Source organism: Streptomyces sp. NBC_00986, assembly GCF_045162565.1.
Classification (GTDB): domain Bacteria; phylum Actinomycetota; class Actinomycetes; order Streptomycetales; family Streptomycetaceae; genus Streptomyces.
The window spans coordinates 351,528-370,155 of the sequence record NZ_CP108733.1; the positions used below are offsets into that span (position 1 = coordinate 351,528).

General features: G+C 68.9%; 17 protein-coding genes and 2 pseudogenes. 10 read left to right on the top strand and 9 right to left on the bottom strand.

From position 1 onward, the window contains the following. Positions 1-485 precede the first annotated feature (485 nt). Complete coding sequence (locus OG504_RS01460; protein ID WP_405987990.1) at positions 486-1,340, bottom strand: hypothetical protein; 855 nt, start codon at positions 1,338-1,340, stop codon at positions 486-488. A gap of 436 nt (positions 1,341-1,776) precedes the next feature. On the opposite strand from OG504_RS01460, the gene OG504_RS01465 reads away from it, so the two are divergent. The 5 genes from OG504_RS01465 (at position 1,777) to OG504_RS01485 (ending at position 5,366) form a co-directional block, all read left to right on the top strand. Beyond that, positions 1,777-2,157, top strand: coding sequence for a regulator (locus tag OG504_RS01465; RefSeq protein WP_405987991.1), 381 nt, complete (start codon positions 1,777-1,779; stop codon positions 2,155-2,157). Positions 2,158-2,618: 461 nt separating this feature from the next. Next, positions 2,619-2,897, top strand: coding sequence for a hypothetical protein (locus OG504_RS01470; protein WP_405987992.1), 279 nt, complete (start codon positions 2,619-2,621; stop codon positions 2,895-2,897). Positions 2,898-3,150: 253 nt separating this feature from the next. Continuing rightward, positions 3,151-3,852 (top strand): recombinase family protein, encoded by a 702-nt coding sequence (locus OG504_RS01475; RefSeq protein ID WP_405987993.1) that lies wholly within the window; start codon positions 3,151-3,153, stop codon positions 3,850-3,852. Between the two features lie 355 nt (positions 3,853-4,207). Continuing rightward, positions 4,208-4,885, top strand: coding sequence for a TetR/AcrR family transcriptional regulator (locus OG504_RS01480; protein WP_405987994.1), 678 nt, complete (start codon positions 4,208-4,210; stop codon positions 4,883-4,885). 64 nt (positions 4,886-4,949) lie between these two features. Continuing rightward, positions 4,950-5,366, top strand: a complete 417-nt coding sequence (locus OG504_RS01485) for a hypothetical protein (protein ID WP_405987995.1) — start codon at positions 4,950-4,952, stop codon at positions 5,364-5,366. Between the two features lie 72 nt (positions 5,367-5,438). On the opposite strand, the gene OG504_RS01490 is transcribed toward OG504_RS01485, so the two are convergent. The 5 genes from OG504_RS01490 to OG504_RS01510 form a co-directional block, all read right to left on the bottom strand. Further along, a complete protein-coding gene (locus tag OG504_RS01490; RefSeq protein WP_405987996.1) occupies positions 5,439-6,713 on the bottom strand; it encodes a hypothetical protein in 1,275 nt (424 codons plus the stop codon). Next, positions 6,710-7,033, bottom strand: a complete 324-nt coding sequence (locus tag OG504_RS01495; RefSeq protein ID WP_405987997.1) for a helix-turn-helix domain-containing protein — start codon at positions 7,031-7,033, stop codon at positions 6,710-6,712. Before OG504_RS01495 ends, OG504_RS01490 begins: the two co-directional genes overlap by 4 nt. Then, positions 7,030-7,575: a site-specific integrase gene (locus tag OG504_RS01500; protein WP_405987998.1), complete on the bottom strand. Its 546-nt coding sequence runs from the start codon at positions 7,573-7,575 to the stop codon at positions 7,030-7,032. The genes OG504_RS01495 and OG504_RS01500 overlap by 4 nt, the downstream gene beginning before the upstream one ends. Before the next feature lie 126 nt (positions 7,576-7,701). Next, entirely contained in the window at positions 7,702-7,986 is a 285-nt protein-coding gene (locus OG504_RS01505) for a hypothetical protein (protein WP_405987999.1), read from the bottom strand. 398 nt (positions 7,987-8,384) lie between these two features. Next, complete coding sequence (locus tag OG504_RS01510) at positions 8,385-9,638, bottom strand: phospholipase D-like domain-containing protein (RefSeq protein WP_405988000.1); 1,254 nt, start codon at positions 9,636-9,638, stop codon at positions 8,385-8,387. An 86-nt stretch (positions 9,639-9,724) separates the two neighbouring features. Between OG504_RS01510 and OG504_RS01515 the strand changes: the two genes are divergently transcribed. From OG504_RS01515 to OG504_RS01525, 3 genes and pseudogenes are all read left to right on the top strand, one after another. Continuing rightward, positions 9,725-10,564 carry a DUF1206 domain-containing protein gene (locus OG504_RS01515; RefSeq protein WP_405988001.1) on the top strand — a complete coding sequence of 280 codons (840 nt, stop codon included), beginning with the start codon at positions 9,725-9,727 and terminating at the stop codon, positions 10,562-10,564. Between the two features lie 372 nt (positions 10,565-10,936). Beyond that, a pseudogene (locus tag OG504_RS01520) lies at positions 10,937-11,086 on the top strand (IS1380 family transposase); the annotation flags it as partial. A 332-nt stretch (positions 11,087-11,418) separates the two neighbouring features. Beyond that, entirely contained in the window at positions 11,419-12,402 is a 984-nt protein-coding gene (locus OG504_RS01525; protein WP_405988002.1) for an AraC family transcriptional regulator, read from the top strand. A gap of 501 nt (positions 12,403-12,903) precedes the next feature. Here the strand turns inward: OG504_RS01525 and OG504_RS01530 are convergent. Then, positions 12,904-15,078, bottom strand: coding sequence for an FUSC family protein (locus tag OG504_RS01530; RefSeq protein ID WP_405988003.1), 2,175 nt, complete (start codon positions 15,076-15,078; stop codon positions 12,904-12,906). A 575-nt stretch (positions 15,079-15,653) separates the two neighbouring features. Here OG504_RS01530 and OG504_RS01535 point away from each other — a divergent pair. Continuing rightward, positions 15,654-16,103 (top strand): DUF1931 family protein, encoded by a 450-nt coding sequence (locus OG504_RS01535; protein WP_405988004.1) that lies wholly within the window; start codon positions 15,654-15,656, stop codon positions 16,101-16,103. 114 nt (positions 16,104-16,217) lie between these two features. Then, positions 16,218-16,486, top strand: a pseudogene (locus tag OG504_RS01540) (serine/threonine protein phosphatase); the annotation flags it as partial. A gap of 102 nt (positions 16,487-16,588) precedes the next feature. On the opposite strand, the gene OG504_RS01545 reads toward OG504_RS01540, so the two are convergent. Together OG504_RS01545 and OG504_RS01550 are read right to left on the bottom strand one after the other, a co-directional pair. Next, positions 16,589-18,361: an FAD-dependent oxidoreductase gene (locus tag OG504_RS01545; protein WP_405988005.1), complete on the bottom strand. Its 1,773-nt coding sequence runs from the start codon at positions 18,359-18,361 to the stop codon at positions 16,589-16,591. After that, the gene (locus tag OG504_RS01550) at positions 18,361-18,624 is read right to left on the bottom strand and encodes a UBP-type zinc finger domain-containing protein (protein WP_037568790.1); all 264 of its coding nucleotides are present in this window, start codon (positions 18,622-18,624) and stop codon (positions 18,361-18,363) included. The genes OG504_RS01545 and OG504_RS01550 overlap by 1 nt, the downstream gene beginning before the upstream one ends. Positions 18,625-18,628 lie beyond the last annotated feature (4 nt).

Sequence of the window (18,628 nt, forward strand, 5' to 3'; positions counted from 1 at the left end):
AAACAGCAAGGAGCGGCCGGGAACCGGAGGCGGATACACCCGTGCGAGGGCCGGACCCGAGCCGTACGACCTCCGATGCCGTCACGACGTACACGGCCAGGGCCAGGGCACGGTGACGTTCCGTCACTTGTGTCGGGCACCGTCACAATGGAGAGAGCGGACGACAGACAGGGGCGGGGATGAGCGGGCTGCCCGCGACCGTGCGTCTGCGGGCAGCCGCACGGGCCTTGCGGCTGCATCTTGACGGTCTACCGGCGGTGTTCCACTTCGACGGGGCGGGCGACCAGTTCCTGGCCGAGTCGCCGTTCCCTTTCGCCCGGTGGCGCTACGCATGCGCGGACTCGCTGCTCGGCTCGAGCTCGATACGCACGGCCTTCTTCGTGAACACCCGCTTCTCGTCGCGGAGTCGAGGGCCACGGAGAAGGCCGTCGCGATGTCCGGGCGGTCACCCTGCCGAGCGACCGCTCCGCCAAGCTCGAAGTCGGTCAGAGCAGGGTCGCGTACTGGACCAGCAAGCCCCAGTCGGCGGAGTCCGCGGGATTGCTGTCGCCGAAGATGGCATCGATGGAGTTCGCGTTGGCCACCACGCCCAGATCGCGGATGTGGTTGTCACCCGCCGTGCCGGTGCCCAGGTTGTCGATGGAGAATCCCCGGATGACCTTCTCCCCCGCGGCGGCGGCGTTCGTGGAGACATCGGTGGCGTGCACCGTGTTCTGGACGCTGCTCACCGTGCCCAGCCTGGACCGGGGCACCCAGGCGTAACTGATGTCGTAGCTGTAGGCGTCGTCGCCGTTGAGGTCCTCGAACGCCGTGGTCAGCTGGCTGTTGTTCTCCGACACCGCGATCTTGCCCAGGTGGTGATCCTCGCTGTCGTAGGTGAAGCGGAACCCGGTGAGCACGAAAACGAAGTCCCCGGCCGGCCGGGTGAGAAGCGTCCGGGTGCATTCCCCCGCGCAGTTCCCGTGGAACGTCGCCTGCACGATGCCGGTCGGATCGACCCACTCGTGGGAGACGCGGTAGTTGTAGTTGTCGTCGCCGTTCAAGTCGGCGAAGGCGATCTCGACCGCTGACTGCTGCGCCAGGGGCATCGCCTCGATCTGGCGGATGTGGTGGTCGCTGTCGGTGAACAGATATGAGAAGCGGGCGAGTAACGGTACGCCGGACGCGCTGACGCTCCGGGTCACCGTGCCGTGACCGCTGCCGGAGAGCTCGTTGAGCGCCTGGATGCTCGCGTCCCGGGCAGCGGCCGGCGCAGCCATGCCGGGTGCCCCGGCCAGGGCCACCGCAGAACCCGCCATCGCTGCGCCCGCCACGAACCGGACCAACGCTTTTCTCTTCATCGGCTTCCTCTCGGTTGTGTACTCGAACTCGGTTGTGTACTCGAACCTGGTTGCGCGCACCTTGCAGGTCGCCGCCGGCTCCCGCTGCGCCCTCCTCGTCGTCCGGGTTCGCAGGGTGTGGAACGCGTCGCCCCAGAGTGCCCGCGCCGATGTGTCAGGTCATGAGTAGCCGTTACTCGTTCCGGGCTGCTCCCGGGACTCTCCTGCAACGCATGTTTCTGCCCAGCAGACCGGACCGCCGACCGGGCAGTCCCCCCGCCGCTCCATCGGCCGACGCGACATCGGAAAGCCCTTTGCCACACGCCCTCTTGTGCCTGTGCCGGCGGCTTGCGTGAATGAAACGGACATGACCAATGCTGCTGTCGGGTGGCAGCACAGGCGATGGTTTCGGGCCTGCCCGAAGTGCTTGCCTGGCGGTATCACCGGGGGTCCACCAGTGCTGCGAATCCACTTGTCGACCGACGATCTGGCCCGTATCCGGTTCGCACCGCATCCCGCGCCGCTGTACGAGCTGAACGCGGCTCTGATGATGCTGTACCGCAAGGACAGCGATCCCTTGTCCGCCCGCTGGAGACAGCGTGTGCGCCGCTCCCTTCCCGGCAGTAGCAGGCCGCTGAGAAACCTGGTCTCGGGGCTCAGATGCCCCGAGTTCGTCATCGTGTCCAGTGCCACCGTGGCGGAAGGGCAGGGTGTCGCCCGATCCTCCTCGCCCGGGCTGATCCGCTCCGGGATCGAGATGATGTACCCGGCAGGCACGCACACGGCTCCCCAGTGGATACGCGATCCCCGGAAGAAGCGGGAGTGGGACGCGCAGTAGCCATAGCCGGCCCAGCCCGCCAGGGCTCACAGTTGCTGGCGGGCGTAGCGCAGCCGGCGGGCCTCGGAGTAGTAGCCGAGGAGCGCCTGCGCCACCGCGAGGCAGACGAGTTCAGAGTTGCTGAGCAGAGGTGGGCGTCCCATCCACCGCGTTCATCTGATCTCGTCGTCGATCTTCACGTACAGTGCGGTCAAGAGGGTGTTCAGATCGGTCATCACAACCGGATCTTGGACACCTTCTGTATTTGTGCGCAGCCAGTCTTCGGAACTGACTCGTAGTAGTTCACGGGGGGACTCGCTATGAGGATCGTCGAGGGACTCTGGAAGGCCGGGGAGATACCGCTCCGTGACGGGCTGTACCGGCCAGACGTCTCTGGCTTGGAGCTGCATGTTGACGGTCCGGGGGCGTAGCACCCGGATGCTGGCCAGCCGATTCCCTTCCGTATCGGAGAACCGTTCGATGTGGCCCAGGCCATTGAGAAGCACGGTATCGACGGAGTGGACACCTATTTCGAGAGCCCGCTACCGGACGGATCAGGGTGGATGTCCGGCGGGGGCGGCGGGGTGGGCAACATCGGCTACCTCGCCCGCCTCCACGCCGACTGCTCGTTGCAGTGGGTCGCCGTGATGTTCCAGTCCAACCCATTCCTCAGCGTGCGTTACGAGGGCATGAGCGCCGTCTTCACCAACGACTGGGGAAACCGGCTGATGCTTGACCTCACGAGCCCTGCTTTTGGCTGACGCCGCCGCGCCTCGGCCGGGGAAGACCTCGACACCCTCCCATCATCCTGCGCCAAAACCAGCAACCCGACAGGCCTTCGGAACTACTCGTCTAGTGGGGCTGCGGAAACTCTCACCTTGCTGGCTCGTGACCAGGAACGCGTACTCGGTCCCGAAGCCTCTGACACGCTCAGAACTCTGCGTGAACTTGCCCGGTGGCGCAGTGAGGCCGAGTTCACGAGCGCTCAAGAACTTGAGCAGCACCCTTTTCTGTATGACCCGGCGGGTGCAGCCACCCCAGGACGACGACGCCACCGATCTCCCTGCCCGCGTTCCGGCCATACGGACCGGCGGCCTCGAGGGATACGCTCGCGTGTCCACCAAGGGGCAGTTGCTCGACCGGCAGATCCACGCACTCACCGAGACAGGGTGCATTCGGATCTTCTCCGGCAAGAAGTCCGGCAAGAACGCCGAACGCGAGGAACTGTGGAAGGCCCTCGACCACCTGCGCGAGGGCAACACCCTCGTCGTCCCGTCACCGGACCGGCTCGGCCGCTCCATCCAGGACCTCATCGCGATCGTCTCCGGCCTGTGCAAGCGCGGCATCGGCTTCACCTCGCCGCACGAGGCGCTCGACACCACCACGCCCGGCGGGCGCCTGGTCTCCCACGTGTTCGCGGCGCTCGCGGAGTTCATCCGCGAACTCATCGTGCGGGGCACCAACGAGGGCCTGGACGCCGCCCGCACCCGCGGCGCCCGACTCGGCCGTCCGCCGGCGATGGCGGAGGAACAGGTACGTCACGCCCGCGACCTGTTCGCCCGCCCGGAGCGCACCGTCACCTCGATCGCGAAGCTCCTCGGCGTCTCCAGGAACACGATCTACAACTACGTGCCCGAACTGAAGGGCGGTCGCCTCGCACTCGCTGAGGCGACGAGCACGCCGGAACTGCCCCAACCCACCAGGTCCGAGAACTGATCACCGCCGTTCGCGGCTGGTGACAGCATTCTTACCGGCACGTCCGCCGTGGGTTCAGTGAGACCGAGGGACCTTCATCAGGAACCTACGGCTCCCTCCACAGTCAGTGCTGAAAATCGCGGTGGGTTTGTCAACTGTAGTGAGCTGACCATGAACGCTCGCCGGGCTTGACGACGCGCCTTCGTGGAGTTCTCGGCCCGGGGGCCGCGGAGTTGGAAGCCGTCCGTCCCGAGCACTGTCCGTGTAACCGCACGCGCGGTCGCCAGGAATGACACATGACTAAATTTCGAAGTTCGTCATACAGTAACTTGTAGGCATGGCTAGAGACCGACTCCGAGATCCCCACGACCGTGAGGTGCGTGCTGTACGGATCCTTGACGCCACGGCCGAGCTCCTGCTCCGCCACGGCTACCGGCGAGTCACGGTCGACGACGTCGCGCGCCTCGCCGACATCGGCAAGGGCACTGTCTACCTGCATTGGAAGACCCGCGATGACCTCTTCAGAGCGGTTCTCGAGCGGGAGACGTTCGAAGCGGTCGAGAACCTGCTGCGTGCCCTGCGCCAGGATGCGGAAGCCTGGATGCCGCACCGCTTGGCGCGCTCCTACTTTCTCGCCATCATGAGCCGGCCTCTTCTCAGGGCGGTCTTCCTTGCCGACTCCGAACTGCTCGGCAAACTCGCCAGGCCCGAAAGCGGTGTCCGCGAGGACAGGCATCGCCTGGTGTCCCAGTCCTACTTCGAACTGCTGGCCGAGCATGGTGTGCTGCACGGTGGCCTGAGCACGGAGCAGGTCACCTATGCCTTCCTGGCGACGCTGGAGGGTTTCATCCAAGCCGAGGCGACGGCCGACGATCGGCAAGGACCAGGGATCCATGACAGGTCGGAACTGCTCGCGGTCACCGTCCAGCGCGCATTCGAGGCCGGGCACCGCGTGCCACCAGCGGCTGCGAAGACCATCGCCACGCAAGTCATCGACCTATTCGCCCGCCTCGCTGACGCCGACCGTGCCGACCTCGGTATCGGCGACGTCTGAGACACCGGCGAGCGACTACGGACGAAGCAAGCCGATCGCGACGGCAACCAAGGAGATCAGGAACATGCCAGAAGGATCAAAGCGGGACCCCGTACGCAGCCTTGCGAACCGGATCTTCCTCACGATCTCGGGGAAGCGCGTCCGCGCCTACTCCATCGTGCGGCACGTGGGCCGCACCTCCGGCCGTGAGTACCGCAATCCCGTCTCGGCTTATCCCCTCGGAGACGGGTTCGTCATCCCGGTCCTCTACGGCACCCAGTCACAGTGGGTCCGCAACGCCATGGCGACCGGCGGATTCACCCTCCGGACCAAGGGCCGCGACTACCTGCTTGAGCGGCCGGAGATCATTCCTCCCGCGCAGGCACTCGTTTGCTTTCCACCCGTGATGCGAAGGGTCACACGATCACGGGGGATCCAAGACTTCGTGTGGGCGCACCGCACAGGGACGTCGGCCAGGCACGACGGCACCCCGCTGACCTAGTCGGCGGACTGGGCCTGCCACCGGGCAACGCTCACTGGGGCCCGCTTCGGCGAGAGCGGTAGCGTCGGCTACTCATTCGCTGCCTGCGGCTTGTTCGATCTGGCCGTCGAGTAGGTTCCGGGCGATGGTCGCGTAGCGGCTCGTGGTGGTGTGGGACAGGCTGAAGACCAGGGCGAGGTGCAGCGGGTCGGCGCCGATCGGCAGGGCTTCGTGCAGTACCCGGTCGCCGCGGATGCGTTCAAGGTAGACGCCCTGGTGCAGGAGGTGCCGCTTGAGGTATTCGGCACCGACGGGCCCGGTCCCCAGGGCGGACTTCGCGTTGATGAGTACGTGCCGGTTGGGGGTCTTCGGCCAGATGGTGCGACGTTCGTCGAGCCAGGACAGCAGGGTCTGGTGGGGTAGTTCGCCGAGTCGTTGAGCGTGTCCGGCGATGGAGATGCGGCGGTCAGGCAGGTCGAGGTCGTCCAGGGTGAGGTGTCGGATGGCCGTGGCGCGGGCGGCGTGGACGGCGGCCAACGCGACGATCAGCCGTTGCGCCGGGGTGACGGCGATCCGTTCGACGGCGAGCACTTCGGCGTCGGTCATCGGCAGCAGGTTGCGCTCGATCTCTTCGGCCTTGAGCCGGGTAGTGGGATTGGCGAAGATCAGGCCGCGCTTCTTGGCAAAGCGGAACAGCGAGCGCAGTCCAGCGATGGCGTTGCGCCGCTGCCATCCGCGCAACGTAACCAAAGCGGTGGTGACGTCGGCGACGGTTATCTCACGCAGGTACCCGCGAGTGGCCGCCCAGTTCTCCAGCAGGGGTCTGCCGCACCCGAAGTACACGTAGAGGCAGGTGTGTGACCGGGGCCTGGCGCGGCTGTCACCGTCGAGCAGGCCCAGCAGCCAGGCACGGACGTCACCGGCGAAGCCGACGGGCAGTTCGCTGGTGCGGTGGTCGGCCCAGGAACGGATCGCCAAGGCGCTGTCGTCGGCCAGCAGGTCCAGATCGGCGAGTACCTCGGCGACCCGGTAGCTGGAAGCATGTCGCGGTATTCGCGTACGGACGTCGGTGACCCTCACGGGCTCGCCGGGCGGGCGGTCCTCCAGCACGGTCGTCAGGCCGTCTATCGCGCACAGGACGAGGGACGGTGACCAGCCGTTGGTCTCGCCGAGTTGCTTGGCGTGGGCTGCGGCCGACCGGAGCGCGGGATTGTCCGAGGTCAGGGCAGGATGCTGCCGGCGCGGCGAGGGCGGGACACCGGCCTTGCGCCGGTAATAGGAGGCCAGGCCGCGACATTTGTTGTCGCAGTGGGCCCGGTCTCGCCGCGATCCCTCGGGCAGCGGTTTTCCGCAGTGCACGCAGCTCATCGGGGCGGCAGAGACCTGCCCGTGCGAGGACGCGGGGTGACCGCGCGGGGCTGGCCCACGGCGACGGTCTGCCCATCGGCCGCTGGCGTCGAATCCGCCACCCTCTCCGGCTCGGGCAGCAGCAGCTCTTCGACGCCGCAGCCGAGCACCACGCAGATGACGTCCAACTCGTCGAGCTTGACGGCGTTCGGCTGGCCGGACCACAGGCCCGACATCTTCCCCGCGCTGATCACCACGCCGCGTTCGGCGAGCATCCGCTGGAGTTCGCTGGCCTTCCAAATGCCGCGGTTGGCGGCCGCCAGACGAAGGTTCCACTTCATCGGGCCAGTCCTTTCCATCGGTCGGCGGCAGACTGCTGGCCGGCGACCCAGGCGTCTTCGACGTGCATGCCATAGACGTGGATATACCGGGCCGTGGTGCCGGTCCAGGTATGCCCGAGTAGTTCCTGGATGGCGAACAGAGTCATACCGGCGAGGTAGAGCTGGGACGCGCAGAAGTGCCGCAGCACGTGCGGGGTGAGTTTCCCGGCCCAGGTCGGGAGGTGCTGGGCGGCGGCGTCGGCCGGCGACCGGCGGTAGACGTCGGCGGTCGCTCGTGAGCAGGAGCCGTCCTGATTCTTGCGCTCGGAGGGAAACAGCGGGGCACCGGGCCGGGTGTGGTCGGCGTCGAAGTGGCCCCAGACGTCCTCGACGAACCACCGCAGGTTGCGGTCGGCGCCATTGATCAGCGGCACCAGTCGCGGCTTCGGTCCCCGTCGCCGGGAGCACTTGCCATGGCGGACGTTGAGCTTGCCGAACCGGCCCAGCTCCCACCGGACGTCGTCCAGGTCGAGCATCCGGGCCTCGTTGATCCGCAGCCCCACGTCGGCCGCCAGCCGGGCGACGGCATAGTTGCGTGCGGTCGGGCCGAACTTGCGACAGGAGATGAGTTCCTCGCGCCATCCGGCGAACAGCTTCTCGATCTCGGCTTCGCCGGGCGGGACGCGTAGCTACGGTTCCACCGAGGCCCGTGGTCGGTTCATCTCGTCCAGCGGGCACTCGATCACGCGGCCAGTGAGGCTATGCAGTTCGGCCTTGTGCCGAAGCTCAAGGAACTGGAGGAACACCACCAGTGCACCCGCCAGGCCGGTCCGGGTCGAGGGCTTGGCATCGCGGAGCACCTTGCCGAAATAGACGTCGGCGTCCGCCGGCTGCATCTCCCACAGCGGGCGGCCGAACCAGTCCCGGATCAGCTCCAGGTAGTTGGTGTCGTTGCGGATCGTGCTGTCGACCAAGCCAGCTGAGGCTCGCGCGAGTACGAACCCCGCCAGCACGTCGGTCTCGAACTGGCGAGGTCTTCCTCGCTCACCGGGGTCCGGTACTCGCGCAGATCGCGCACCACGGCCAGAGCCAACCCACGCCTCCTCAACTTCACCCAGACTGAAGAAAACCCGACAGCAATGAGGCTTGCGCATTCCGGGCGAGGTCGGGTCAGAACAGACCGCAGTCACCCGGACGAGGGAACAGGCCCTGGTGCAGGCACTCTCCGGGCACCGCTCGGCCGTGGACGAGGCTGGGAACTCGGCGACTATTGCTCACTCGACAACGCCACGGTCCTGGGTTCCCCGTATCCTGGATTCCTCACTGGGCCTGGCCGGCAGGGGGCGTGCGCGCACCGAGGCCGATGGGCAGGTCAGAGGAAGCGTCGTATCGGCAGGACGGCCGTCTCCCTGACGCGCTGGAGCAGCGCGCGTCGCTTCCACCGTCCGGCATGGATGAGTTCGCTGTGCTCCAGGTCTTCCGTGAAGTGGCGGTCCAGCGTCGCGGTGAACGCGGGGTCCAGAACGGCGAGCATGACCTCTTCGTCGTGGTCCAGGGAGCGGCGGTTGAAGTTCGTCGAGCCGATGAGTGCCGTGGCCCTGTCGACGGTGACGACCTTGGTGTGGAGCATGGTCGGCTGATACTGAAAGATCTTCACCCCGCAGGCGGTGAGCTCCTCGTAGTAGTGCTGGCCCGCGAGTTGGCACACCCTTTTGTCGGTGTGCGGGCCCGGCAGCAGGATCTCCACCTCGACCCCCCGGCGGGCCGCGGCGCACAGCAACTCGATGAAGAACGCGTCGGGCGCGAAGTAGGCGGTGGCCAGCCGGATCCTTTCCTCCGCCGTCTCGATCACCACGCGGAACAGGGTCTGCATGTCCTGCCAGCCGAAACTGGCCGAGCCCCGCACCACCTGCACCACGGCGTCGCCCTGCGGGGTGTGGTCGGTGAACCGGTCGCGGTCGTCGAAGAGTTCGTCGTGGCACTCGGCCCAGTTCTGGGCGAAGGCGGCGGCCAGCCCGTCCACGGCGGGCCCGCTCACCTGTACGTGGGTGTCGCGCCATTCGTCCGGGTTGCGGGCGTCGCCGCACCATTCCTCGGCGATGCCGACGCCGCCGGTGAAGGCCGTCTCCTCGTCGACGACAAGGACCTTGCGGTGACAGCGGTGGTTCTGCTTCAACGGAGACAGATACAGCGGCTTGCGGAACCAGGCCACCTGCACGCCGGCCCGCTCCATCGCCTCCAACTGGTCCTTCTCGATGAGCCGGCTCCCGAAGCCGTCCAGCAGCAGCCGTACTCGCACGCCCTCGCGTGCCCGCTCGGCGAGCGCGTCGGCGAACTGCCGGGCGATCTCCCCCTTCCAGTACACGAACGTCATCATGTCCACCGTGTGCCGGGCGGAACGGATCCCGCCCAGCATGGCGCCGAAGATCTCGTCTCCGTTGCGCAACGGGAGCAGCGCGTTGCCTTCCGTGGCCGCGATTCCTATGAGCCGTTCCAGCCGGCGTCTGGTGCGCCGGGCCCGGTCGTCGAGGAGCCCGCCGGTTCCCTCCGTGCCTCCGGTCTTCCGGGATCCGACGTTTCCGGCCGTCTCGGTGGATCCGTCGGGTGCATTCTGCGTGTGTGCCATGGCTGCACCTTTATGGACAACTGGCGGAAAGACAAAGGAGGACCGGTGACGGGATGGGTCCGCCCTTCGGGGGCATTCGGTACGGCATGGCTACTGGATCGGCAACGGCACGCGGACGCGGCCAGGCCCAACGTGCGGCGAACAGCAAGGCGGTGGCGTCGGCGGCCCGTGCGGGCTTCGTCGCCCGCGGGGTCATCTACGTGCTCATCGGCGTGCTGTCCTTGCGGATCGCCTTCTTCGGCGGCGGTGAGCAGGCCGACCGGGGTGGCGCGATCGCGGAGATCGCCCAGAAGCCCTTCGGCACCGTACTGCTGTGGCTGCTCGGGATCGCGCTGGCCGGGATGTCCCTGTGGCGGCTGTCCGAGGCCGCCTTCGGCCAGGCGGGCCCGGACGGCGGCAAGCCGGGCAAGAGGGCGCTGTCGGCCGGCCGTTTCGTCTTCTACGGCTTCGTGTCGTACTCCGTGCTCTCCTATGCGGCCGGGGACAAGGGCAGCGGCAGCGGCAGTTCCGACAAGAACTCCCAGGACGTCACGGCGAAGGCGCTGGACTGGCCCGGCGGGCAGTGGATCGTCGGCATCGCCGGTGCCGCGGTGACCGCCGCCGGCCTGTGGATCGCTGTCCGGGCCTTTCTGCGCAAGTTCGAGAAACACCTCAAGATGGCGGAGATGTCCCACAAGACGCGTCAAGTAGTCACCTTCCTGGGCGTGTTCGGCGGTACGGCCCGCGGCGTCGTCTTCGCCACCGCGGGCGGCTTCGCCATCGCCGCGGCCGCCCAGCACAAGCCGGGCAAGGCCAAGGGCATGGACGACACCCTGCGTACGTTCGCCGGCACTCCGGCGGGCCCCTGGCTGCTGACGGTGATAGCGATCGGCCTCATCGCCTTCGGGGTCTTCTCCTGGGCCAACGCCCGCTGGCGCGACGTCTGACACAGCGGGCGCGGTTGTGGCACCCCATCCACACGTCAACGGTGCCGTAGATCGCGCCGCCGACGCCTTGGAGCCGACGGCTTCCCAGCCACTTGCGGTGCGGGCGACGACCCGGAGGGCAGACGACCAAGGTGATGGAGACGAAACGCCGGGTACCCAGCCGGGGAGCTCGCCCGGAATTCGCACCGGATGAGGCCGAGACGGGCCCTCTCTATTGACCGACAGGTGACCAACACGTTTCACCATGGCGGCGGACTCACCGGATTCGCGGCGGAAATCACCGACGAGGGACTGTGCATCGCCGTCGGGATCGCGAGCACCGGCACACCAGTGGTTTCAGACATAGACGACACGAACGCAACGCAGGTCGGCGACTACGGCCAGGCCCACCATGCAGGGGGCGGCTGCGGGGAGCCGGCCGCGGGCCTGCTGCGACCGGGCACCGCGGGCAGCAACACCGCCGCCGACCACACCGCCACCGCCCAACTCGCCCTGGCCCAACTGCCGAAGAAGTACCGGCGCGTAGCGCTCCGGCCGGTTTTCAGATCGCCTCGTCGGTGTTGGCCAACTCCTGGAGGAATTCGACGGCTCGGCGGTTCGGGATGATCTCCTGGCCGTTGCGGACCACGCCTAACCGAGCGTTTGGTCCGGTGATTCGTGTTGGGTCGCGGGGCAGGTTCCGCGCCGGTTCAGGGTGGCTTCGCCGGTGCGACCGGACCAAACGCCCGGTGAGGCGTCGTCTCGTTCCGGCCAGATCCGCCGTGAGACGGGAAAACAGCGGCCCTCTGGCGGGCAACGGGTGACGATAAGGTGCACCATCCCTCGTACGGTCCAAAGGCGCAGGAGGCTGCCGAATGCACCACTCGCCCGACCAGGGCCAGGATGTGCTGAAGTTCCGGACGACGGATGTGGACGAGGCTCGGCAGGTCATCCAAGAACGCTTCTACGCCAACTTCATCGACGTGCCCGACGGCAGCGCTGAGTTCATGGCCCGGTACGACATCGCCGCGCTCGGTCCGCTCACACTTGGACGACTCTCTTTCGGCTCAGAGGTACGCATACGGTTCGGGGAACTCGGCTTCTACCACGTGGACATCCCCCTGGGCGGCCACCTGACCTGGCGTCAGGGAAGGCACACCAACGCGGTGGCGACCACCGCGAACGCCGCCGTCTTCCAGCCGCACGGCGACACGGCCCTGGACCGCGTGAGCACCGACTGCTCCATGCTGGCCGTGAAGATCGACCCCCAGGCCCTCAACGATCAACTCGAACACCTTCTCGGCCGACCGCTGCGCACCCCCGTCGTCCTTGCGCCCGAACTCGACGTCGCGCACGGCGCGGGCCTGAGCTGGGTACGGATGATCCGCGGGGTGTTCGACGAGATGCGGGCCGGCGGGCTGCTCACCCGGCCGATGGTCGCCCGCCCGCTCCAGGAGTCCCTGCTGACCGGGCTCCTCCTCGCCACCGGCCACCGGTACCGCGACGAGCTCGACCGACCAAAACCCGCCCTGCGCCCGGGCCCCGTCAAGCGTGCTGTCGAGGCGATGCACAGCATGCCGCAACACCCGTTCACGGTAGGAGAGTTGGCCGTGCTCGCCGGGGTGAGCGTGCGGCGACTCCAAGAAGCTTTCCAGCAGTACGTCGGTATGACCCCGCTGGCCTACCTCACCGATGTCCGCCTCACCCGCGCCCACGACGAGCTGCGCCGCGGCACACCGGGCGAAGTGAACGTGAGCGAGGTCGCCCATCGTTGGAGCTTCGATCACCTGGGCCGCTTCGCGTCCCGCTACCGAGCGCGCTTCGGCGAACTGCCCTCGCAGACACTGCGTTCGGGGTGACCACGGCCCACGCCATCGCGCCGCGCTGTGCGGACAAGAGCCGCGCTCAGTGGATCGTGCACGGCGGCTGCCACGCCGTAGATTTCTGGTGTTCGCGCGTCCGCCTCTTCGGTCCGCCGCGCGGACACCGGCCGGCCCTTCTCCACCCCTTCGGGCCGGTCACCGCCCGTCGGCGCCCCAAAAACAGCCGCGGGTGGGTCGGCAGCGCACATGCGGCCTGAACTCCGCCTCTGTGGGCTGCTCGACACCGGAGAAGGTCCGGGCCGGGGTCGGCGCCGGCCCGGACCTTACCGAGGGCACACCGATGAGGCAGAACCCCGCGTCCGGTCCTCGGACGGTCTCGGGTTCGCAGTCACCACAAAGACGGAAGAGGTCCACCATTCGGCAGTGATCCACCGGGCCCCGTGATGTCGGCAGCGGTGTGCGTGTGGCGGCGCTCGACGCGGCCGGGAGACTGGCCTCCGGCTCCAGGAGGCGCGGCGCTCCCCGTCGCCGGAGCCGTCACCCGCCCTGATGGGCGGATCCTGATCCGTCACCTTCCGCCGCCACGGCCGCCCGCACCCGCTGCTCCTCGCGAGCAGAGCCGACGTCCCGTTCCAGGGGTGTGCGGCTCACGGCCGTCGAGAGGTCCTCCAGGGCCCGCTTCTGCAGTTCCGCCTCGTGCCGCACTACCGGGCTCCGGTCCCCGGCGGCGCCCTCCCATGCGTGGAACGCCTTCTCCACACGCCCCCAGTCCGGATTCCTGTGTTCGCGCACATCGGCTGCCGCCTGCGCGGTGTCCGCCTCCAGGGCCTCGGCGAACTGCTCCGCCTCGGGGACGAAACGGCTGTCCTCCCGCGGGACGTGGCTCTCCATCAGCATCGCCGCCCGGCCGAACCCCTTGAGTGCCTCCTGCGCCTCTTCCGCCTCGCGCGACGTCAGCCCCCTGGGGCGGACCGGTTCACGCTTTGCCCGGTCGTAGGCCTCCTGCCAGGCAGCACGTGCCTCCCTGCTCGCCAGCAGCGCCCTGCGCATGTCGGCGCGATGCTCCCGGGTCGGGTCGGCGTAGCTGCGGAGCACGGCGGCTGCGTAGCGGCCGTTGGCGGCGAGCCAGTCCGCAAGGCGGCCCGCCAGCTTGGGCGTCTCCCATGCGGGGAACACCACGTACGCCAGCATGGCCAGGGCCCCGCCGAGCAGGGTGAGCACCACCCGCTCCGGGACCGTCTGCTCCCATGCCTGACCGCCCATGCCGAGCAGGAAGACGACGTACGCGGCGGTGAAGCACTGGGAGTAGGCGTAGCCGGTGCGGTTCAGCATGTACGACAGGCCCGCCGAGACCACCGCCAGGGCGCCGAACACATGGGCGTCCGGGCCCAGGGCCCGCACCATCCCGGTGGCGAGTGCGACCCCAGCCAGAGTCCCCGCGAGACGGGCCACCGCACGCGCGTACGTCCGGTGGAAGTCCGGCCGCATCACCATCACCGAGGCGATGGGCGCCCAGTAGCCGTGGCCCAGGGGCAGCCGGGCGGCGATCAGGTAGCCGAGCGTGGCCACCGCCGCCAGGCGGACGGCGTGCCGGAACACGGGCGAGTCCCGGCGGAGCTCACGACGGACCGCCCGGACGACGACAGGGACCAGCTGGAACACTGTCGGGCGCACCAGGAACTGGGCGCCCGCGGGGCCGGGCGGCGTGGGCGTCTTCCCACGTGCGCCGCCGCACCCGGCGATCTCCAACGCCTCGCCGAGCAGTTCCACGAGCCGCTCGGCGGCCTGTCGCGCGGGGCCCTCCAGAACCTCGTGCTCCTCGTCGACACGCAGGACGTCCGTGCTCCCGGGCGGCACCTCGGCGGGAGTGCCGCGGCGGATCGAACGGGCGGCCGCGTCCAGGACGTCGGCGGCCGTGTCGAGCAACTCCCGTGCGCGGTCACGCCCGGGCCCCTCCGCCGGGGCGCCGACGCCCGGGTCGGCGAGCGCGGCGACGATCGGCCGAATGCGCTCGGCCAGACCCCGGGGGCCGTGGAGGGCGGGGGGACGGGTGCGGGCCTGTGCTGGCGTCACGGCGGCCGCGTACCGGGCCGTCATCAACGGTTCCGGGTCGAACGGGGCGGTCGGGTCCTGCCGCAGCCGGCGGGCGTAGTCCGCGACGGCGGCCAGGGCGTCGGCGAGTGCGTCACGATGCGCCCCCCAACGGCGGATCGGGAACAGCAGGATCAGCACGGCCTGCGCCACTCCCCCGAGCGCGATGATCCCGGCGTGCTCCAGGGCTCGCCCGACGCTCGTGGGCAGTGTGACGGTCACCAGCATGCTGCCGACCGTCGTCCCTGCGACGATCCCGGCGGTCGATCCGGCGGCCCACGCCATCCCGGCGGCAAAGGCCCATACAGTCAGTAGTGGGAGGAACGTCACGAGTCGCCCCGCCGCCAGATAGCCCACGAAGGTGCTGAGCGCCAGACCCGCGCCCGCGCCGAGCGCGATCACCTTACGTGGACGCCAGGTGCGCTGGAAGGTGGCCCCACCCGCGGAGTAGGCACCGAGGGCGGCGGACGCGGCGTACGCAGGGGAGGCCAGCCACAGCGCCGGCCCGATGACGATCGCCATCCCCGCAGCTGTGCGCAGCGCGAGCAGGGGCTCAAGCCGCGTCTCCTCGATCGTGAGCCCGGATCGCACGACCTCCCGGAAGGCCCGCAGCCACGTCACGAGGTGAGCCTAGTCGGAACGCCCTGCCGGGTCGCGCCGGCCGCGCCGCCACCTCCTGACAGCACCGCGCTCGGCGGACGCGCGGCCCTGGCCGACCCGCACCCACAAGCCGGCACCCGCTCAGCAGGGGGGGCGAGCAATGACCACATGCCCAGCGCCATCTGTTCAGCCCCAGCGGCTGAGGAAGGGTTACGGAGCTGCCCTGCGGGGAGCCACACCTACCCCACTGCGATGATCAGCCCGCCGGAGCACATCGTGCTGCTGTCGCTACCCATGCTTGACCCGATGCGCGTTGCCCGCCGGCTGCCCAGCGTTTGCAAGGCGGTTGAGGCTACTGGTCCGCGGCGTTCTGCCTCATCGGCAGCGACATCCGGCGGATCATCCCAACGTGGACCCGCGCATCGATGCGGTGTTCACTCTGTTGTCGATCCGCACGCCTGGGCCTGGCAGGGCAATACACGGAGGCCGATTGGGCCCGACATGCGCATGCGTTCGCGCGCTCCCGTCGGCCAGGCTGACTGGAAAGCCCAGGAGGCCGGGAACCACCCCGGCGTCCGCAGCCGGAGGTTGCCGTCATGACCGTGATGTCCATCGCCAGGTTCGAGAGGTTCTTCCGCGCGGCCGCGGGACTGGACGTCGACAAGAACGATCTCAAGCGCTACAGCAACTTCGTCGACGCCAAGCTCTACGATCTGCTGACCGTCGCCCAGGCCACCGCCAAGGCCAACGGGCGCGACATCATCCGGACCTGTGACCTACCGATCACGAAAGGCCTGCAGGAGAGCATTCACCACTTCCGGAAGATCGACCAGGAGGTGGAACTCAAGCCGATCCTGGAACAGCTCGCCATCCACCCCGCTCTGGACCGCACGCCCGACGAGGAGACCGAGGCGGCCTATCCGGACATCATCGGCGGACTCAGCCTGGCCCTTGCCCAGTGCTTCAAGATCCTCCACCCCGACCTGAAGAACCCCCAGACCCGGCACTGGGACGAGGCCCGAGCAGTCTTCGACCTCCTGCTGTGAGTGGCGACCGGACCAGGCAATGCAGGCCACGGCCGCACAGCGTCAGTGCGATCTGCTTCCTCGGCTGCCGCAGTGATCCTGCTGATCCGCGGCGGCCACCCCGCTGCTGGAGCAGACCGGGCGGAGGCCTTTCTCCCGCCCTGGTCGATCGGCACCGGGCGGGTCGTCTCGACGGCGGTTCTGGAGCCTGCGTAGGAACTGGGCGGCGACGCTTTCGACCATGCGTTCACCGGGGACGTTCTGCACGCCACGATCCTTGACTGCATGGGGCACGACCCGGCGTGGCGAAGCGGCTTCCGGAGCAGTTCTGCACGGGTGTCCTCACCCAATTGCACATGCCCACCGGTGTACTGCGCTGGTGCAACCGCGGCCGCCCGCCTCCGTCAGCGGATTGCGTGCCCAGCCCAGGGGCCTGTCCTGCCGGACGGGCGTGGTCATTCCCATCGCCTGCCTCTCCTTGGCGTGATCGCGTCGCCCGCTGGGGGTCATGCGAGCCAGGCGGACTCCTTCGGACGGGTGTGCGGGGAGCTGTCGGTGCCGCCGGGCGCAAGCGTGTGGCCCAGGTAGCGGTGCACGAAGTGGATGCTCATCGCGCCTTCGCCTACCGCGGAGGCCACACGCTTCACCGAGCCGCTGCGGACGTCGCCGACAGCGAAGACGCCGGGCAGGCTGGTCTCCAACATCAGGCAGTCGCGCCCCTGGCTCTGCCACAGTTCGGGAACGGAACAGGCCTGCGCCTCCGCGCCGGTGAGCACGTAGCCGCGTGCGTCGAGGGCGAGCGCGCCGGACAGCCACTCGGTGTGCGGGTCCGCACCGGTGAAGACGAACAGGGCCCGCACCGCGAGGGGGCGCTGCTCGCCCGTACGGTGGTCGACCACGGTGACCGCCTCCAGCGCCTTGTCGCCGAGTGCCTCCGTCACCTCGGTGTGCAGCAGCACGCGCACCCGCGGGTGGCGTTCGACCTGATCGATCAGGTAGCGGGACATGTGGGCTTCGAGGCTCGGCCCGCGGACGAGCAGATACACCTGCGCTGCGTACGCGGCCAGGAAGAGCACGGCCTGGCCCGCGGAGTTCCCACCGCCGACCACCGCCACCGGGTCGGTACGGCACTGCTGGGCCTCGTAGACGGTCGCCGAGTAGTGGACGCTCGTGCCCTCCAACTGCTCGGTGCCGGGCACGTGGAGGCGGCGGTAGCGGGCGCCGGTGGCCAGGACGACGGTACGGGCGGTGATCTCGCTGCCGTCGGCGAACCCGACGGCGTAGTGGCCGTCCCGCCGTTCGAGCCGGGCCGCCTCCACCGGGACACTGATCCGGGCACCGAACTTGCCCGCCTGGAGCACTCCGCGCTCGGTGAGTTCGGCGCCGGAGATGCCGGAGGGGAAGCCGAAGCAGTTCTCGATGCGGGAGGACGTCCCGGCCTGGCCGCCGGTGGCCAGCGCCTCGACCACGGTCGTGTCGAGGCCCTCGGAAGCGGCGTTCACCGCGGCGGCGAGACCCGCCGGACCGGAGCCGACGATCAGGAGGTCGCCGCGGCCGTTGCCCGACGGCAGGGGCGGCAGGCCGATGAACCGGGCCAGTTCGGCGTTGCTCGGATTGCGCAGCAGGGTCGTGTGCCGCCAGATCACCAGCGGCGTCTGCTCCGGACCGACCGCGAAGCGGCGCAGCAGCGCCTCGGCCTCCTCGTCCGTCTCCAGATCGATCCAGCGGTGTGGCAGCCGGTTGCGGGCGGCGAACTCGCGCAGCCGCCGGGTGTCGGGCGAATAGCGCGAGCCGATGATGCGGAAACCGGCGCCCTGCCCGACGAGCAGAGCGCGCCGGCCCAGGCAGGCGCGCAGCACCACATCACCAAGGGTGGAGTCCCGGGCCACCAGGTCACGCAGCTGGTCCATGGACAGGGCGAGGATCTCGCCGGGGTCTCTGACCACGGCGGTGTAGAAGGCCACCTGTCCGTTCAGGAGGCCGAGTTCGCCGATGAAGCGGCCAGGGCCGTGCACACGCAGCAGGTGTTCGCCGGGCGTGCCGTAGTCCTCGAGGATGGCGACCGCGCCGCTGAGGACGACGTAGAACGTGTCGCACCGCTCGCCCTCCCGGATCAGCACGTCACCGGCGTCGACCGGGCGCCTGCGGCCGTGCTGGGCCAGCCGGTCCATCGTGTCGTCCGGCAGGCGTGGATAGGCGCCGTAGATGTCGGGGGTCTCGAAGGGGACGCTCTCCTCCGGCACAGGCGCTGCGTCCGTCCGCGTCTCGTCGCCGGGCATCACACGAACGCCTCGTGGACGTAGCACCAGCGCCAGTCCTCGCCGGGCTCCAGCGACGCCACGATCGGATGGCCGTCGGCGGCGGCGTGTCGCCGGGCGTGCCGGTTCGGCGAGGAGTCGCAGCAGCCGACGTGGCCGCAGGTCAGGCAGAGCCTGAGGTGGACCCACGGGGAGCCGAGCAGCAGACACTCCTGACACCCTTCTGGGGTCAGCGGCTGGACCGGCCGGACAAGCGCGAGGTGGGGGTCTGCGTGCAGGGTCATCCGG

What these genes read in the sequence shown, in the direction of transcription:
- OG504_RS01475 (WP_405987993.1), top strand. Translation starts at nt 3,151, where the DNA reads ATGACCCGGCGGGTGCAGCCACCCCAGGACGACGACGCCACCGATCTC.
- OG504_RS01510 (WP_405988000.1), bottom strand. Translation starts at nt 9,638, where the DNA reads ATGGCACACACGCAGAATGCACCCGACGGATCCACCGAGACGGCCGGA.
- OG504_RS01535 (WP_405988004.1), top strand. Translation starts at nt 15,654, where the DNA reads ATGACCGTGATGTCCATCGCCAGGTTCGAGAGGTTCTTCCGCGCGGCC.
- OG504_RS01495 (WP_405987997.1), bottom strand. Translation starts at nt 7,033, where the DNA reads ATGAAGTGGAACCTTCGTCTGGCGGCCGCCAACCGCGGCATTTGGAAG.
- OG504_RS01545 (WP_405988005.1), bottom strand. Translation starts at nt 18,361, where the DNA reads ATGCCCGGCGACGAGACGCGGACGGACGCAGCGCCTGTGCCGGAGGAG.
- OG504_RS01525 (WP_405988002.1), top strand. Translation starts at nt 11,419, where the DNA reads ATGCACCACTCGCCCGACCAGGGCCAGGATGTGCTGAAGTTCCGGACG.
- OG504_RS01515 (WP_405988001.1), top strand. Translation starts at nt 9,725, where the DNA reads ATGGCTACTGGATCGGCAACGGCACGCGGACGCGGCCAGGCCCAACGT.
- OG504_RS01460 (WP_405987990.1), bottom strand. Translation starts at nt 1,340, where the DNA reads ATGAAGAGAAAAGCGTTGGTCCGGTTCGTGGCGGGCGCAGCGATGGCG.
- OG504_RS01490 (WP_405987996.1), bottom strand. Translation starts at nt 6,713, where the DNA reads ATGAGCTGCGTGCACTGCGGAAAACCGCTGCCCGAGGGATCGCGGCGA.
- OG504_RS01485 (WP_405987995.1), top strand. Translation starts at nt 4,950, where the DNA reads ATGCCAGAAGGATCAAAGCGGGACCCCGTACGCAGCCTTGCGAACCGG.
- OG504_RS01550 (WP_037568790.1), bottom strand. Translation starts at nt 18,624, where the DNA reads ATGACCCTGCACGCAGACCCCCACCTCGCGCTTGTCCGGCCGGTCCAG.